The organism is Parabacteroides sp. KHUB-01 (assembly GCF_056640935.1).
Window position 1 is genome coordinate 3341000 of record NZ_CM153256.1, and the last position, 16130, is coordinate 3357129.

At 40.4% G+C, this 16130-nt stretch carries 18 protein-coding genes, 1 tRNA gene and 2 pseudogenes; 9 read left to right on the forward strand and 12 right to left on the reverse strand.

Translation table 11 applies throughout. The annotated features are described in order from the left end of the window. The 6 genes from nusB to ACYIAR_RS14120 form a co-directional block, all read right to left on the reverse strand. Complete coding sequence (gene nusB, locus ACYIAR_RS14095; protein ID WP_480330431.1) at positions 1-927, reverse strand: transcription antitermination factor NusB; 927 nt, start codon at positions 925-927, stop codon at positions 1-3. Between the two features lie 400 nt (positions 928-1327). Next, positions 1328-2122, reverse strand: coding sequence for a M48 family metallopeptidase (locus ACYIAR_RS14100; protein ID WP_480330433.1), 795 nt, complete (start codon positions 2120-2122; stop codon positions 1328-1330). A 188-nt stretch (positions 2123-2310) separates the two neighbouring features. Continuing rightward, a complete protein-coding gene (locus tag ACYIAR_RS14105) occupies positions 2311-4335 on the reverse strand; it encodes a sialate O-acetylesterase (protein ID WP_480330435.1) in 2025 nt (674 codons plus the stop codon). Between the two features lie 162 nt (positions 4336-4497). Next, a tRNA-Pro gene (locus ACYIAR_RS14110) sits at positions 4498-4572 on the reverse strand. 240 nt (positions 4573-4812) lie between these two features. Further along, positions 4813-5598, reverse strand: a complete 786-nt coding sequence (locus ACYIAR_RS14115; protein WP_480330437.1) for a Cof-type HAD-IIB family hydrolase — start codon at positions 5596-5598, stop codon at positions 4813-4815. 15 nt (positions 5599-5613) lie between these two features. Next, entirely contained in the window at positions 5614-6357 is a 744-nt protein-coding gene (locus ACYIAR_RS14120) for a nitroreductase family protein (RefSeq protein WP_480330439.1), read from the reverse strand. 146 nt (positions 6358-6503) lie between these two features. Here ACYIAR_RS14120 and ACYIAR_RS14125 point away from each other — a divergent pair, with 146 nt between their 5' ends. The 4 genes from ACYIAR_RS14125 to ACYIAR_RS14140 all read left to right on the forward strand — a co-directional run bounded on the left by ACYIAR_RS14125 (position 6504) and on the right by ACYIAR_RS14140 (position 9613). Further along, positions 6504-7094 carry a 50S ribosomal protein L25/general stress protein Ctc gene (locus tag ACYIAR_RS14125; protein ID WP_480330441.1) on the forward strand — a complete coding sequence of 197 codons (591 nt, stop codon included), beginning with the start codon at positions 6504-6506 and terminating at the stop codon, positions 7092-7094. A gap of 132 nt (positions 7095-7226) precedes the next feature. Then, positions 7227-7790, forward strand: a complete 564-nt coding sequence (gene pth / locus ACYIAR_RS14130; RefSeq protein WP_480330443.1) for an aminoacyl-tRNA hydrolase — start codon at positions 7227-7229, stop codon at positions 7788-7790. Beyond that, the gene (locus ACYIAR_RS14135) at positions 7787-8224 is read left to right on the forward strand and encodes an RNA-binding S4 domain-containing protein (protein WP_480330445.1); all 438 of its coding nucleotides are present in this window, start codon (positions 7787-7789) and stop codon (positions 8222-8224) included. Before pth ends, ACYIAR_RS14135 begins: the two co-directional genes overlap by 4 nt. Positions 8225-8362: 138 nt before the next feature. Next, on the forward strand, positions 8363-9613 hold the full coding sequence (locus ACYIAR_RS14140; RefSeq protein WP_480330447.1) for a DUF3843 family protein: 1251 nt from the start codon (positions 8363-8365) through the stop codon (positions 9611-9613). A gap of 213 nt (positions 9614-9826) precedes the next feature. Here the strand turns inward: ACYIAR_RS14140 and ACYIAR_RS14145 are convergent, their stop codons facing one another. The 3 genes from ACYIAR_RS14145 to ACYIAR_RS14155 all read right to left on the reverse strand — a co-directional run bounded on the left by ACYIAR_RS14145 (position 9827) and on the right by ACYIAR_RS14155 (position 10981). Next, on the reverse strand, positions 9827-9967 hold the full coding sequence (locus ACYIAR_RS14145) for a hypothetical protein (protein ID WP_480330449.1): 141 nt from the start codon (positions 9965-9967) through the stop codon (positions 9827-9829). A gap of 103 nt (positions 9968-10070) precedes the next feature. Beyond that, positions 10071-10553 (reverse strand): glucosaminidase domain-containing protein, encoded by a 483-nt coding sequence (locus ACYIAR_RS14150; protein ID WP_480330451.1) that lies wholly within the window; start codon positions 10551-10553, stop codon positions 10071-10073. Positions 10554-10555: 2 nt separating this feature from the next. Then, positions 10556-10981: an HU family DNA-binding protein gene (locus ACYIAR_RS14155; RefSeq protein WP_480330453.1), complete on the reverse strand. Its 426-nt coding sequence runs from the start codon at positions 10979-10981 to the stop codon at positions 10556-10558. A 512-nt stretch (positions 10982-11493) separates the two neighbouring features. On the opposite strand from ACYIAR_RS14155, the gene ACYIAR_RS14160 reads away from it, so the two are divergent. Next, the gene (locus ACYIAR_RS14160) at positions 11494-12384 is read left to right on the forward strand and encodes an Rpn family recombination-promoting nuclease/putative transposase (protein WP_480330455.1); all 891 of its coding nucleotides are present in this window, start codon (positions 11494-11496) and stop codon (positions 12382-12384) included. Positions 12385-12547: 163 nt separating this feature from the next. On the opposite strand, the gene ACYIAR_RS14165 is transcribed toward ACYIAR_RS14160, so the two are convergent. Continuing rightward, on the reverse strand, positions 12548-12721 hold the full coding sequence (locus ACYIAR_RS14165; RefSeq protein WP_480330457.1) for a hypothetical protein: 174 nt from the start codon (positions 12719-12721) through the stop codon (positions 12548-12550). 107 nt (positions 12722-12828) lie between these two features. Between ACYIAR_RS14165 and ACYIAR_RS14170 the strand changes: the two genes are divergently transcribed. Both ACYIAR_RS14170 and ACYIAR_RS14175 read left to right on the forward strand, forming a co-directional pair. Next, positions 12829-13047 carry a DUF4248 domain-containing protein gene (locus ACYIAR_RS14170; protein ID WP_480330459.1) on the forward strand — a complete coding sequence of 73 codons (219 nt, stop codon included), beginning with the start codon at positions 12829-12831 and terminating at the stop codon, positions 13045-13047. Positions 13048-13279: 232 nt separating this feature from the next. Continuing rightward, positions 13280-13405 (forward strand): hypothetical protein, encoded by a 126-nt coding sequence (locus tag ACYIAR_RS14175; protein ID WP_480330461.1) that lies wholly within the window; start codon positions 13280-13282, stop codon positions 13403-13405. 65 nt (positions 13406-13470) lie between these two features. Here the strand turns inward: ACYIAR_RS14175 and ACYIAR_RS14180 are convergent, their stop codons facing one another. Beyond that, entirely contained in the window at positions 13471-13773 is a 303-nt protein-coding gene (locus ACYIAR_RS14180; RefSeq protein WP_480333687.1) for a hypothetical protein, read from the reverse strand. Here ACYIAR_RS14180 and ACYIAR_RS14185 point away from each other — a divergent pair. Beyond that, positions 13702-13962 (forward strand): annotated as a pseudogene (locus ACYIAR_RS14185) (BT4734/BF3469 family protein); the annotation flags it as partial. The gene ACYIAR_RS14180 and the pseudogene ACYIAR_RS14185 overlap by 72 nt on opposite strands. A gap of 174 nt (positions 13963-14136) precedes the next feature. On the opposite strand, the gene ACYIAR_RS14190 reads toward ACYIAR_RS14185, so the two are convergent. After that, positions 14137-14526, reverse strand: coding sequence for a hypothetical protein (locus ACYIAR_RS14190; RefSeq protein ID WP_480333689.1), 390 nt, complete (start codon positions 14524-14526; stop codon positions 14137-14139). Positions 14527-14553: 27 nt separating this feature from the next. Here ACYIAR_RS14190 and ACYIAR_RS14195 point away from each other — a divergent pair. Then, positions 14554-15831, forward strand: a pseudogene (locus tag ACYIAR_RS14195) (DUF3987 domain-containing protein); the annotation flags it as partial. Positions 15832-16130 lie beyond the last annotated feature (299 nt).

Genomic DNA, 16130 nt, shown 5'->3' on the forward strand with positions numbered 1-16130 from the left:
TTAATCTTTAAACAAAAGTTTTTCAGCTTTTAATTCATTTACAATAGAGTCTAGGATACCATTGATAAATGTTCCGCTCTTAGGTGTGCTGTAGTATTTGGCAGCATCGATATATTCATTCAAAGAAACACTTACCGGTATTGTTGGGAAATTCAATATCTCGGCAATAGCAACTTGCATGATGATCAAATCCATGTTTGCAATACGTTCTGCTTCCCAGTTCTTGATATGTTTGTTGATTCTTTCTCTGTATTCTTTACCTTTCAACAGTGACTGACGGAAAAGTTTAACAGCGAATGCTTTATCTTCCAAATCTTTGAACATTGGTTGGATAGGCTGTTTCTTGCCGGCAGATTCTTCGAATTTTTTGATTGTTTTCAAAGCAAAAGTTTCAACGATTTCAATATCGTCGTTCCAATAGATGCTCTTGTCTTCAAGATATTCGATGATATCATCATTTCCGCAAATCAGATTTTTGAAAACTGCACGCCAGAATTCTCTGTCTGTTTCATATGAATCGTCTTCGTTAGCCAAATATTCTGCATATATATTTGAAGAAAGAATAAGATCAAGAACCATTTTGACAAATTCTTCATCATTATCCCATGAGAGACCTTGTTCCGAAACATTTTTCTGCAACATTTCATTTTCGGCAAGTTGTGCAACAAAGCGGTTGTCGATAAAACGAGTGTTCGGATTCAAATCTTCATCTGTTGGCATAAACTTGTGTTTGCGGATGTCTAATGTCCGTCGATGAAGGTTGGTAACTTCAATGATTAGGAGGAGCAGGTAATTGTATAAGTCATACGATTTCTGAAGGCTGAACAGCAATTCATTTTCTGCTGTTTTCAAATCGCCATTACCATTCTGATAGTAAGAGTAAACTATCTGTAAAACTTTAATGCGGATTAAAATTCTGTTAATCATCGTTTGAAAGAACTTCTTGATTTGTAAATTAGACTGCAAAGATAATTGTTTTTTATTTAATAGTTTGTGTTATGCTTGTAATTTTTTTAATCAAGATTCACAAATTATATAACTTACCATGAATAATAATGAGGGAAAGGTTTTATTAATGAATTTATATTGGATGTTTATGAATAATGGATGAGGTATTAATCTCGGGAAAAATATGTAACCTATATAAAAAAGAAAAGGTTGTCATCCCGACAACCAATCTTCATTGCTAACCTTAAATCTAATACCATGAAAAACACGATGCAAATATAGAGTATTTTATGTTATTCAGCATAGTTTTGAAGCATAAATTTTCTTGGTTTAACCTTATTTTGCTAATGTGATTCCATGGGAAAGGTTAGTTAACAGTTTATTTGTTTTTTGCTACATATTCGTCAGCTTTTTCTTTCATTCTATCCACACGTTTTTGTGTTTCAGGATGACTTGAGAATAATTTTCTTATTACGCTTGACTGACTGGTTCCGCCATCCAGCTCAAGAAGTTTTGCCAATGAATCGTGCATACTATATGGGTCAAGTCCGTTTTTGATGCTGAATTCAAAACCGTAGTCGTCAGCTTCGTTTTCTTGCTTCTGTGAGTATTGTGCACCTGCCAGAGCAGTAGCCAGCTCTCCCAGTTGTGAGTCTGATAGTTTAGAGATTGTTCCTTCAATGCTTCCTACTGCATTCTTTGCAGCAGAAGTAAGATATGCATTTTTCATTGCGTCTTTTGAGTCGCTATGAACCACATGGCCTATTTCGTGACCTATTACGGCAAGAACTTCGTTGTCGTCCATTATTTTCATAAGACCGGCACATACTCTGACACTTCCGTCTCCACAGGCAAATGCGTTTACATCAACAACATTATATACTTTGAAATTCAAATCCAGTCCATCAACTTTTATGTTTTTAGTCAGACGTTCCAGTCTGGCTCCTAGTTCTGTCTCTGGACCTGCTATTTCATTGTTCTTGTCCATCCATACCATATATTCCTTACTCATTTCGGCAATGTCCTGGTCGGATAATGTTATTGCTTTTGCAACGTCCCCAGCAGCTTGTAGAACTTTACTGGTATTGATAGTTTTTCCACCAATTTTGAATTGAGCATTTATTGTACTACAAATAAATGCTGATAAAATAACTGTAAATATAATCCCTCTCATAATATAAAGTTTTTGATGATGATTTATGCAAAATTAGTGAAATTGGTAAAGAATATTGCTAATGCTTTAAAAAAACTCCCTATTCTGTTGCTCTTGTAAATAATCTTTACCAGTATAACAGATTAGGGAGTATAGATCAGAAAAATAATTTTGTAATTATGCTTTTGTGCTTAACTTATAGAACTGATTTACTTGACTTTCTTGATAGCCTCAATCCATCCTTCTGCATGTTCCTTTTGTCCAACAGTAGAGAAATGTATGCCGTCAGCACGCTGATATACTTTATCAAGATTGTCTGTATCCGGACCTATGAATATATCATCATATTTTTCTGCTAACTGTTTTTGAGCTTTTCTTATATTTTCGTTGAATCCATTGTCTTTTTCCACAAGATTAGGATGGTAGCTGGCAATTGCTATAACAATCGGAGCTTTTATACCTCTGGAACGGAACACTTCGCGTATGGTCTCAAAACGGGCAATATATTCTTCGGTTGAAGTGCCTGCAATATTATCACTCTCACCTTGATGCCATAAAATATAATCCGGTTTGATACCTTTTTCTTTTATTTGCTCAACAGTGCTGATAAGTTTTTCATGCAGAAAACCACCTTTAGCCCATGCAGAAATTTCCACGCCTCCAACTCCTATAGGAATTATTGTAACAGATTTTGCCATTTTTTCTTCAATCATCTTGTCTGCAACGATATTCCAAACGCTACCACCTTCGCCTGTTGCACCAATCAGAGGGTCTTGAGATGGATATATTTTCCCGTCGAAATAATTCATTACATTATGTGTCGGGAAATAATGTCCCTGTCCATGATTAGCAGAGTTTGATTGTCCGAAAGTAAAAATAACTTTACTGTCTTTTATGTTTGAATCAGGCAGAGCATTGTAGTTTACTGCCCATTCTCTCAGCATTTCAATAGCTTTCACCAGAACACCGGCTTCTCCACGGAATGTGCCTGAGCCTTTTGGCTCACCAGACTGAGTGTACCATTCGTTGAAACCTTTGTTTTCAATAACCCTTTGCAGCATAGGTTTAAGCTCGTTATAGGCTTCTTCTATCATTCCGTTTTCTGTCAAAGCCCAAATCATTCTGGCTCCAAACCAAGTCCAGTCTCCACCATTCTGATAACCGAAAGGATACATTCCAACACCTTTGAAATATCCTGCCGGATATGTAGGATACATAGTCAGACCGATTGTCTGAGCCTTCGCTTTTTTTACATTTTCCAGCATCTTTGCATTTGCTGTTTCAATTTCTTCTTTTGACAACAATCCGGCAAGTATAGCGACAGCTGTTCCTCCGTGATAATAAATCTGGTTCTCATCGAATGATTCAGGGAAAGGAGAGCCGTTTAGATAAATGTGAGGGATGAATTTTTCATTTTTGTTATCCCACAGATATTTTCTTATGTTAGTTTTGATATATTCTTTTACCTTGCTCCATTTCGCTTTTTTTGACGTATCGTCTGTAAGCTCGATATAATTTTCCAAAGCCAGGACAAGCATGGCATTGTCATATATATCTATAGTGAAATGTGTATTCTCGTCAATCTCCACACCCCAGATATGTTCTGGTTGCACGTCACCCCAGTCTGCTGTCGTGGCTCCTATTATAAGTCCGTATTGCTTGTTCAGCTTTTCGTTCATCAGGAATTCAAGAGATTCTTCCATTCTCTCTTCAACAGTTTTTCCTGCAACAACTGTTTTCAGGTAATTTTTGTTTCCGCTTTTCTTTATATATTGGTAAACAGCTTGGATTAGGGATGTCTCGTGGTCTGTTTCAACCGTGTTTTTGTGAGCTGCATATAACGAACATGTTTCTGAAAGTCTGTATTTATATCCGCCCACATTGTTCAGGTCTGCTTTTTTGATATCTATATATCCGTCCACTATATCTCCGTTTTTACCCTGGAAATGGAAAAAAGTATTCAGCGCGTGAGTAATTGTTGAATCCGGAGATACATCCATGGCAACTTGTATGAATGTATTGAAATCTCTTATCCAAACTTCTCCATATCCATCACCGGCGTTCAATCCAGACGAAACTATTTCGTGTGCCATCTCGTTCACACGGTCCATTGTTTTGTCTTCCAAGATTTGTTTTTGGACTATTCTTAGTTTGTTATAGTCGTTATCTGCAAATGCCGACATTGCAAAGCAACTTAATGCTGCTGCAAAAAATAATTTACCGAATTTATTCATGTTATTTGTTTTATTTCTGAATGCAAAGAAAGGAAAATGAAATGTGTGGTTTGATATACAATATATTTTTATTCTTGCATTATCTTTTGAATATGTAGGAGAGAGGGTTGTATGGTGATAATAAAAAAAGAAAGAGAAAACAATCGTTTTCTCTTTCTTCTGTCGGGGTACCAGGATTCGAACCTGGGACCCCCTGCTCCCAAAGCAGGTGCGCTAACCGGACTGCGCTACACCCCGTTTTTTGTTATCCTTGAGTGTCGTTGTTTCTCAAATGCGATGCAAAGGTAGTGATTATATTTTTATCTCCAAGCTTTTTCAGATAAAAATTTGCTTTAAATTTGTGTTTTAACTTTTATTTTGAAATTATGTATTGGTAATATTATTGCTAATCAGAGGCTTAATATGTTTTGCTTGAAAAAGAATATTTCCTCCAAGCAAAACATATATTATTAACTTAAGCCATTGATAAGGTTTCTGTCAGTCTATAATCTTCCAGTGTTTCATTGCAGCCTCAATACCGTTGTTATCAACATCTGTTGTAATATAGTCTGCCACCTCTTTCAGTGAATCGTTGGCATTCCCCATGGCAACACCCACACCGGCAACTTTAATCATGCTTATATCATTACCTCCGTCACCGAAAGCCATAGTTTCTTCTATTTCGAAACCGAAATGACGGGCAATATGTTTTATTCCGTTTCCCTTATCACTTCCAATTGCCGTGACATCGGCAAATGCAGGATACCAACGTCCGGAGATACAACCTGGAAGCATAGGCATAATATCCTTTTCCTGTTCTTCAGTGATGAATGGTGTTGTCTGGATTATTTCCTGTTCCTCCATAAGTTTGCGAGGGTCACCAACTGCAAGATTATGTACTTGCAGGAAATCGCTGAAAATCTGTTTTACAATAGGACTATTGTTGTAAACCAAAAGTTCTTTCTCTCCTACGAAAATACATGGGAATTTATATTTGTCTGAAAGGGAAATCAGTGACTCCACGTCTTTTTTAGGTATGGGATTGCATGATATTACCTCATTCCCGACAATGCAATATGCTCCATTTGTAGTGATATAGCCATCAATTAGATGTTTTATGGAGTTTAGATTGTTTATGATTGGTATTGGTCGTCCTGTTGAAATGAAAATTTTTATTCCTTTTGCTTTGGCTGCTTCGATAGCCTTAACGGTTGATTCGGGAATCTGGTGAGTTTTGAAGCTCACCAAAGTCCCGTCAATGTCGAAGAATAATGCTTTGAACATATTATCTTTATTACTTTAAATGAATTTCTGTTTTTTCAGCACTTCCATCAGTACACCAGAAAAATGCTCGTTGTTTGCTTTAGTATATCTGATATCTGTAAACACTTGCGCAAGTGTTTCTTTGTTGTTTATGCGGGTGAATTCCTTGTTTACTTCAAGTTCTTCTTTTTCCTTATATAATATGTCTATTGATTCTGGGCTGTAGTCACTATATTGTTCTTTATGCATTACAGCTTCAAGAGGCAATCTTTCTGAAACAGCAGGAAGAGGCTCTTTAGGATAACCAACTGTTATAGTTGTAATAGGAACAACCAGCTCCGGAAGATTCAATATATCAATAATCTTGTCAGCATTGTAGGTCGTAGTTCCCAGATAACATATACCCAGTCCTTTTTCTTCAGCAGCTTCAGCGAAAGCTTCGGCGAATAGCATTGCGTCGATACTCGAAGTCATGAATGTCTGAAGATTGTCGAAACCAGCATGAGCATTTCTTTGCTCAGCCCATTTGACGAATCTGTTTGCATCAGCGCAGAATGTCAACACAACAGGAGCCTCTGTAATCATCGGCTGGTTGAAATGAGCAGGAGAGAGTTTCTTCTTGTTCTCTTCATCACGAGTCACAACTACGCTGTATAATTGCATATTTCCGGTATTGGAAGCACGCATTGCAACACTGAGCAGTTCGTTTATCAATTCCTCTGAAACAGGTCTGTCGCTGTATTTACGGATGCTTCTCCGTTCTTTCATAGTGGAAATCATAGAATAACATTATTATATTTGTACGAGCAAAATTAGTGATAAATTTGCTCAATTCAAATATTTGTATTAATTTCGCGTCGGTTTTCTACCCGTGTGATGGGAAAATTAGAGAGCTAATTTTGAGTAACACATTAAATTATTGTAAGATGAAAACATTTAAACTAGAAGGTAAGACTAGAGAAATCGCTGCTAGACCAGCAGATCAGAAAAGAGCATTGAAAGCTACACGTAAACAGGACGAAATCCCTGCAGTTCTTTACGGTGGTGAAAACACAGTACACTTCACTGTTACTAACTCTGCAGTTCGTAACTTGGTTTACACTCCAGATATCTACGCTGTTGAATTGACTATCGATGGCAAAACTGTAATGGCTGTAATGAAAGATATCCAGTTCCACCCAGTAACTGACGCTATCCTTCACATCGACTTCCTTGAAGTATCTGACAAGAAACCTATCGTAATGGAAGTTCCTGTTGTTTTGGACGGTCACGCAGAAGGTGTTAAAGCCGGTGGTAAGTTGACATTGCAGATGAGAAAATTGAAAGTTAAAGCTATCTATTCTGAAATTCCTGAAAGATTGGTTATCAATGTTGATCACCTTGGTTTGGGTAAAACAATTCAGGTTGGTGCATTGAACTTCGAAGGCCTTGAATTGATGAATGCTAAGAACGCTGTAGTTTGCGCAGTTCAGTTGACTCGTGCTGCTCGTGGTGCTCAGGCTAAATCAGGTAAATAATACGATAAGTAAATAAGTCTGTAGGGTTGTGAGTTGGGATTTATAACTCTTCAAATATTCTTGCAGATTTGACTAAAACTATAAAAAGGGCTTGTTCGAAAGAATGAGCCCTTTGTTTTTTTACGAATAAATATGAAATATCTTATAACCGGACTAGGTAACATAGGCTCGGAATATGTTGGAACACGCCATAACATAGGTTTCCGGGTTGTAAATAAACTTGTGGACGAAGCCGGAGCTTCGTTCTCCGAAGAGCGTTATGGAGCTGTGGCTCGTTTCAGAGTGAAGAATTGCGAGCTTGTTGTTCTCAAACCAAACACATTCATGAATCTTAGCGGCAATGCTGTCCGCTATTGGCTTCAGAAGGAAAATATCCCTGTTGAGAATCTTCTTGTTGTTGTTGACGACCTGGCTTTGCCTTTCGGAACATTGCGCTTGAAACCTAAAGGAAGTGATGCCGGACACAATGGTCTGAAGAATATTGCACAGATGCTGGGCACTCAGAATTATGCACGTCTGCGTTTCGGCATTGGCTCTGATTTTGCACGTGGCGGACAGATTGATTATGTTTTGGGAAAATTTCCTGCCGAGGAACTTCAGCAAATGCCCGAGGTCGTATCAAAGGCTATAGAGATTGTGAAAAGTTTCTGCCTTGCAGGTATTCAATTGACAATGAATCAATATAACAATAAATGAACGAAGTACGTATAGATAAATGGATGTGGGCAACACGTATCTTCAAGACTCGTACGATTGCTGCCGAGGCTTGCAAAAAAGGACGTGTTATGATTGGGGGTGTAACCGTAAAGCCTTCCCGAATGATTAAGGTGGGAGATATTGTGCAGGTCCGAAAACCTCCAATCACATTCTCCTTCAAAGTCCTTGCACTTACCGAACGTAGGATGGGAGCAAAGCTCGTTCCGGAATATATGGAGAATGTTACAACTCCTGACCAGTATGAATTGCTGGAAATGAACAGAATATCCGGATTCGTGAACAGAGCTAAGGGACTTGGCAGACCAACCAAGAAAGACCGTCGTGATTTGGAACAGTTCACAGGTTCCGATTTTTATGATGCTCCGGATGACGATTTTGACTTTGACTTCGATTTTGATTCTGATGAGGATTGATTGCAAACTTCAATTTTAATTGTATATTTGCATCGCTATGATGAACACTGGGATTGAAGAGCGTTGCAGAATCCATGACTCTGCAACGTGCAAAAGCAGCAAATCCTAAAAATTTTAGATCAGACAAACTAATTTAATATGAAAAACATTAGAATTTTCCCTAAGGATTGGCTTCAAATCCATCCTTATACTCAGAGTACGCCGGTCGATTCATATTATACACGTATTGCAAATCGTATATACGATATATTGGAAGCTACTGAGATGGTTAACTCTTTCGAGAAAGACGAACCTGTACAGATTGCAATCCGTTTGGCTGGATATTTCGAGGACGTTATTTCACAAACAAATATATGGCGCACTTTCATCCTTGGATATAAGGAGAAATTCGGTCAGTATTTGCCTTTCTATACAACTGACGATCATTATTATGACGACGAAGTTAACTTTGAGGATATAAGACTGATTCTTTGGCATTTTACACAGCAATATCACGGATGGAAGCATGGCACTTTTGTCAATCCTGACAATCCTGCCAACGAGGCTGCTTCAAGACTTATATACGAGCTTTTCTGCGAACATTGGACAACTGCTCCTGAAAACGAAAAAATGCAGAAGCTTTTCTCTGTCGAAACAAGATATACTCCTGAGAAATATAAAGAACTTCTTCACTGGTTCCATTATTCCTCTTATCTGTTTTGCGACACCAACGAGGAACTGACTGACACTGTCAAGGACTATCTGAAGCAGAATCCTAACGGACATGGAGATATTATGATTATACATGATTCTCTGGCTCACGTTGCCAGACATCATTTCCTTGCATATACTTCCCCATACTGGCTGTCAAAACTGATTCCGGCAGAGCATCCTGATTATGAATATTTCAAACAGGAAGGCGAGAAGGCTCAGAACTTCGTTGACCCAAAAGTTCTTGAGATGAAGGATGAAATGCAGGAACAATATAAGAAGTTCAAGAAAGAAGCAAAAAGAAAACTTCTCCTTTATATGACTTCAAAAGAGGAATTCCGTGAATTCCTTAACAAGACATTGGGACTTGAACTTGAAGACATCGCCGGTGAAATTCCTGAACAATTTGCAGTTTATGCAACTCCTGAGGAAGGTATCAAGGTGTTGAGCTACGGAGTCCAGTTCGTTAAAGAAAAGAGAAATCCTTTCTATAATGCAGAAATGGCAAAACAGCAGGCTCTAAGCTTCTTCATTGTTAAACATTGCAGTCTAGGATTGTTGAAGGAGATGATGAACAAAGGTTTGCTTCCTGATGCCCAGACTAAGAGCCTTTCAAGTCCTGAACGTGGAAAGGCTATCATTCAGGACAACTGGCAGTTCCTTTGCCAGTATTTCCACAAGGAAGACCCGACATTGTGATACAATAGTTGACAAGGCTTCAGATACAAGTTGACGAGTATTCAACACTGGGTGGACAAATTGGAAATTAAAATCTCCGTGTTCTCCGTGTCTCTGTGTTGAAAAAATTATTTCTCAACTTATATCTGAAGCCTTTTAAGTTTTTAATCATAATTCTCTCTAAGCACCCTCAGTCTCATCCATCCAAATTCAACTTGCAAGTGCCGCCTTCTCCTATGTCTTCGGAACATACGTCTTGTCACGTCCAGGATAAACCATAGTAGTTTTGGCAACTTCGCTATCACTGCTTTTGAAATTGAACAGAAATTTGAGAAAGGCAATAATGAATTCAAGAATCTTTTTAAATTTAGTCATACATGTGAGTTATTAAGTTTTTGAGTTATTAAGTTTTTGAGTTGACGAGTTGACAAGTGGACGAGGCTTCAGAGACAAGGAATATAGGTTTCCATTTTGAAAATCATGTCTCCCTCCAATCCGAAATCAACTCCACAATTGCTCTGATTGTACTGGTGCACGAGACAACCGACTTCCTATACAGCTCCCTGTTATCTCCGTTGAGTTCCGTAATATACATACTGTAAGCAATCTCCTTTGCATAAGCCTCCGGCTTGTCGCTCATCTGCCATGCCGAACGGTACTTGTTGCGTATAAGCCGGGCGAAGTCCATAAACGAATTTTCTGTTTTCATATACAGTCGGAACTTCATTGAATCCGGAGAATTTCCCGCCTGGAATTTCTTCCCCTGCCAGAACTCGTTTGAACAACCATACGCCATCAGACCGAAAAAATTATTTGCTTCCTTGGCAAGCCTGCTTTCGCCCCAGCCGCTTTCCAGGGCCGCCTGCGCAAGAATCACAATCGGGTTCATTGCAAAAGCCGCCCCTGCAGCAATGGCATGGGGTAGGTTCTGCTTAACGAAGCGGATTTGAGTAGCAGTCATGGTTATTCAAGATGAGGTTTGTCGCATTCCTTAACTATTTCCGCCATTCTTTCCACGGACATATTCGATGTAGCTTTCTTCAGCTCACTTCCGGGAGTGAACACATATCTCGGCTTGCGGATAAGCGCGGTGGTGAATTCCTCTTCCGTAGCCACACCCTGGCTTCCCAGCGAAACACGCAGTCTGCCCAATGCTCCGAGCGACACTGATTCACCTCTGAGCAATGCTTCCGTAGCAACGCTGACCATACCTCTGATCACAAGCTCCACATCACCGAACGAAGCAGTGGACTGTGCCGCAATTTGCTTGCAAAGCATTTCAAAAGTCAATTCCCCGGAAGTTCTTGCCTGTGCATACACCAGTTTTTCGTCAGCTCCGGCATCCTTACTCATGTTCTTTCTTTTTACCAAACGATACTTGATAGACATAGATGTAAATTTAAAGGTTAGTGATTAATGTTTTGCAGGAGAAGTTTTTAAAGTTTACAAGGCTTCAGATACAAGTTGACAAGGAGTATTAAGTTTCTAATTCCTTAAAGGAAGTAAGTAAATAATCATTGTTCCCTGTAGCCTTGTTAACTCGTCAACTATTATGCAAAACATTGATTAATTTTCTTTGTCACAAAGGTAAGATACATGAAAATAAAGAGTAGCAGCTATGGCATTTTATGGTTGGTTGATGGGGGATAAGGAAAGAAATAGTTGAAAGTTGACGAGGCCCCTGTTCCATTGGATTTGTAATCCAATGTTGATTTTATTCGGGATTTGCAATCCTGTTCCAATTAATGTGGATTACAAATCCACCAAAACCAACCAACGTATTGCAAATCCGTTGGAACAGAAATAAAATAAAAAACTCTGTGCTCTCTCTGTGTTTAAATAATTTGTTATTGTCAAATTATTTCCCTAAACTTGCAATGTAACCATTAAAAAATCTTTCTATGAAACAAAGCGTATTTATCAGTCCGTTTGTGGACAGAGGTTTTAAAATTCTTTTCGGACAGGAAAACAGCAAGGAACTGCTGATAGACTTACTCAATGATTTGTTGGAAGGCGAGCGTCATATCGAAGACCTTACGTATATGAACACTGAAATGCCCCCTGAAACCTCAGACGGCAGAACAGCAGTGTTCGATCTTCGCTGCAAGGACAAAGACGGCAATATGTTTATAGTAGAAATGCAAAATTGCAACCAGCCTTATATTTATGAGCGTGGACTTTATTATATTTGCCGTGCCATAGCTGGTCAGGACAAGATTGGCGATGGATGGAATTTCGATATAGTACCCGTATATGGAATATTCTTCCTGAATTTTAAAAGTGGCAAGACTAACAAGGTGCGCACTGACATAATCCTTGCCGATAAGGAAACGGGTGAACCTGTATCAAAAATGATACGTGAGATATTTATCGAATTTCCATTATTCAACAAAACGGAAGAAGAATGTGAAACGCCATTGGATTATTGGTTATACAATTTAAAGCATATGGAGAAATTGGAATCTTTACAGTTCAAAGGACAGAAGGCACTTTTCCAGCGTTTGGAAGAGCTAGCCCGTATTGTCAATATGAACAAGAAAGAGCGTGATGAATATGAAGCTTGCCTGAAGGTTTACCGTGATAATTATAATACGTGGAATTATATGAAGGAACAGGCGATTGCTGAGGGAATTGCTGAAGGGAGAGCTAAAGGACTGGCTGAAGGAAGAGCTGAAGGAAAAGCCGAAGGATTGGCTGAAGTTGCCCGAAATTTAAAGAATAAAGGTATTTCTGTAGATTTAATAGCAGAATGTACAGGTTTAAGCATAGAGGAGATTGAAAATATAGATTAATATATACAAAGAGTTCTATTATAGCTCTGAAAGAGCGACACAATCCGAGTTTATTAGTGTCGCTCCTTCAGAGCTTATTTTTTTGTATCGTATCTTCAACCTGGGGCTCATACCCCAGGCTAAATATGTATCGCCCGTTCAGGACTTCCTTCATTCCAACCATTTACAACCTCAGACCACCACGAACATCTTTTGCTCGTTCCATTGGATTTGTAATCCAATGTTGATTAAATTCGGGATTTGTAATCCCGTTCCAATTAATGTGGATTACAAATTCTCCAAAACCAACCAACGGATTGCAAATCCGTTGGAACAGAAAATAACAATTAATACCCATACTATTCATGTCCAAATATTGAAATAAAAACCTGATTTTTATTGACTTAAAATTTTGATATTTAATAAATTATCCTTATTTTTAAGAAAACAAAAAACAACAATATCATGGAAAATAAATTAATCAAAAGTTATGGAGTGAGCGAATTCGCCATGCTTTATTTCCCACATCAGACACCTACTGCGGCATACAAAACAATGCGGAGATGGATAAACCTGGCACCCGGGTTGAAAGAACGCCTTGCGGAAGCCGGATACCGGCAGTTCAATAAGTATTATACGCCGAAACAGGTCAGGATTCTTATAGATCATTTTGGGGAGCCGTGATAGGAGGGGACAAGTTGACAAGGGGTTTAAAGGAGTTAAGGAGAAGAGGAGGACATAATTAAGGCTGAAAGCCTTTTTATAGCCCAGGGCGTGAGCCCTGGGTCACAGACACATAATAAACAAAAGCCCTGAAGGGGCGACACAATGTTCTGTTCCAACGGATTTGCAATCCGTTGGTTATTTGGGGTGGATTTGTAATCCACATCATTTAAAACGGGATTAAAAATCCTGAATGACATTCCCATTGGATTACAAATCCAATGGAACGGAGTGCCGCTCTTTCAGAGCTTTGAACGGATGCTTGTCGCTTTTACCCAGGGCTCGCGCCCTGGGCTATACAAATCAGGCATTTGCCTGATTTGACAAGGCTTTCAGCCTTGATAGATAGTTCAGAATTCATCGAACTCACTTTAATATAAATTATCAGTAATGAAAAATCAAGTCAAACCAGTGGAAAACAGATTCATTTATGTTAAAAACATTTATGAAAAAACCGGTTGCCGGAGCATGACGTCCGGCGAAGTGTACAACCTTATAACCGGAGGAAGTCTCCGGCAGCAGACGGAGTATATCCGGCAGCTGCAAGCCGGGGAGAACAAAAAGGAAGAAGTAGATGCCGCAAAGCGCAAGCTGGGTGGAATATTGCCCCATGCCGTGTTCAGCGGCGGTCGTGTAGGTCAGAATGCCGAGTCGCACACGGGCTGTCTGATGTTCGACATCGACCATTGCAAAACACCCGCCCGCGAGGTGGTTCGCCGCGCGTCGCAACTTCCTTACGTATTGCTTGCCACGGTCAGCGTCCGTGGCGAGGGAGTTCACGTAATTGTCAGGGCAGACGTGTGCCTTGCCAATCACACAGTGGTGTATAAGCATGTGGCAAAGATAATCACCGCCGCCCTAGGCGAGGAAATCGACCCCGCATGCAAGGACCTCTCGCGCGTGATGTTTCTCAGTCACGACGCGGAGGCTTATTACAATCCCAACGCCAGCATCCTACACTTACCCCACACTTTAACCAAAGATCAGAAAAACAATTTGACAGACAACCGCACCTTGACAACCGACATCGCCCGCTATCTCGACGCCGCCTCAATCACCATGACGAGTGGCAGCCGCCACACGCAGCTGACATCCCTTGTCGGCTGCCTGGTGAATGCCGGCTTCGATATGGACGATGCGATTAGCGAGTGCGTCCGCCGCTATGCCGAACCGGATTTCGGGGAGAAAGAAATCGAAAATGCAATCCGCGGAATATACAATAAGGGTAGGGCGGATTTCGGGAAAAACAGGAAAGAAAAGCTGTTCCGAAAGTCCTCCGAGTCCTCCGAGTCCGCCAAATCCTCCCATTTGGGAGGAGAAAATACGGAAGAAGAGCCTCAAGAGATTGACATAGAGGATAGTGGCGAGTTTTTGCCCGTTTTCCCTCAGATTGTTTACGACTCCCTTCCGGACGGTCTGAAAAAACTGGTTCCGGAGCATATGGAAGGCTCTTTGAGGGATATATCGTTACTCACGATTTTGACAATAAGCGGGTCTGCGATGCCCCTTGTCAAAGGCGTGTTCCGCCGCAGGGAAGTTTATCCGGATTTGTATGTCTCGATAATCGGCGAGTCCGGAAGCGGAAAAGGTTCGATAGCACCGCTCTACAAGCTCGTTTCGCTTTATCACAAGAAAATCTCCAACGAATCGCGCAAGCAGGTGCGCCGTTACCAGCAGGAGAAGGACGACTATGAGCAGCTCCGTGCCGCCTATCGCAAACAACTCCTCCAGAAACCCGGCAACAAGGAGAAATTCACAGCCGAAGAGCCGATGGAGGTCTATCAGAAAGAGCTATGCCTTTCCGGTTATGTTACCGCCGCAAAGCTCGACGACATGCTTGCGGTGAACTCGCCGTACTGCACCCTGTTTTTCGAAACAGAGATGGAAACCATCAACAAGCTCAATAATTCGGACTACGGGATGTATAACGACACGCTGAACAAGGTGTTCCAGCACGAGTTCGTGGGTAGCCACACCATAAGCCGCGGCTCGCAGTCGGTTGATTGTCCTAAGTTGAGCCTTGTGATGAGCGGCACTCCGGGAATGTTCAAGAAAATGATACCGGATGCCGAGAATGGCACCTTCTCGCGAATGCTGATGTACCGTCTCCGTCCGGCGGACCATTTCATCCCGCTTATTTCGGAAGAAGGTCCGTCAACGGACGAGGAACTGGAGCACCATGCCGCCTATCTTCTGGAAATGGCGGACTATCTTTGGGAATATCCCACAATAGTGAAATGGACTGACGCCCAGCGCCAGCGAGTGAACCGCTTTTTCGAATCGTGCTATGTCAGCAACATCGCCTTTTCGTGCCGTGAGCGCAACAGCACCGTGCAGCGTTATGCCCTGATGCTTTTCCGCCTATCGCAAATATTGACTGCCGCAAGGAAATATGACGACGGGTGGAAGATGAGCGAGATGTTTGTGGACGATGTAGATTTCGAAACTGCCTTTATGATTACAAAAGTATGCCTGAAACATTCCGATTTTGTGGCTACATCATTGTCGAAAGAAAAGGACAAAATCCATTATACAATGCCGGACGATATGCATACCCTTTTTGTAAAACTCTCGCCTAAGTTTACCCGTGCTGAAGCGGTAAAATTGGGAGCGACCAGAAAGATTTCCGAATCTCGAATCGAAAAGATGCTTATGAGGGCTTTGAAATGCGACTTAATTGTCCGTGAATCATACGGTTGCTATGTAAAAACAGAGCGTGGTCTGCACCTCCTCTCCGAAAAATAGGAGGATTTGGCGGACTCGGAGGACTCGGCGGATTTTTTCTCTGGATTTTGCCCCGAAAATGACGGGTACTTATTGTAAAAAACGTCGCAGTGTTTCCGCTGGAACATGGTAGTGTTTTTTTTGGAACATCGCAGTGTTTTTCTTGAAAAACTATTATGGAAAATATCTGATTTAACTCCTTGGGTGGTAAGAAAAAAGGGACGTTTTTTTTACCATCAAAATTACCTTCTCTCGCTGCAAATGTAAAAAACTTTTTATAATACAACAGTCTAATTCTGAAAATTTTCAAAAAAAATATA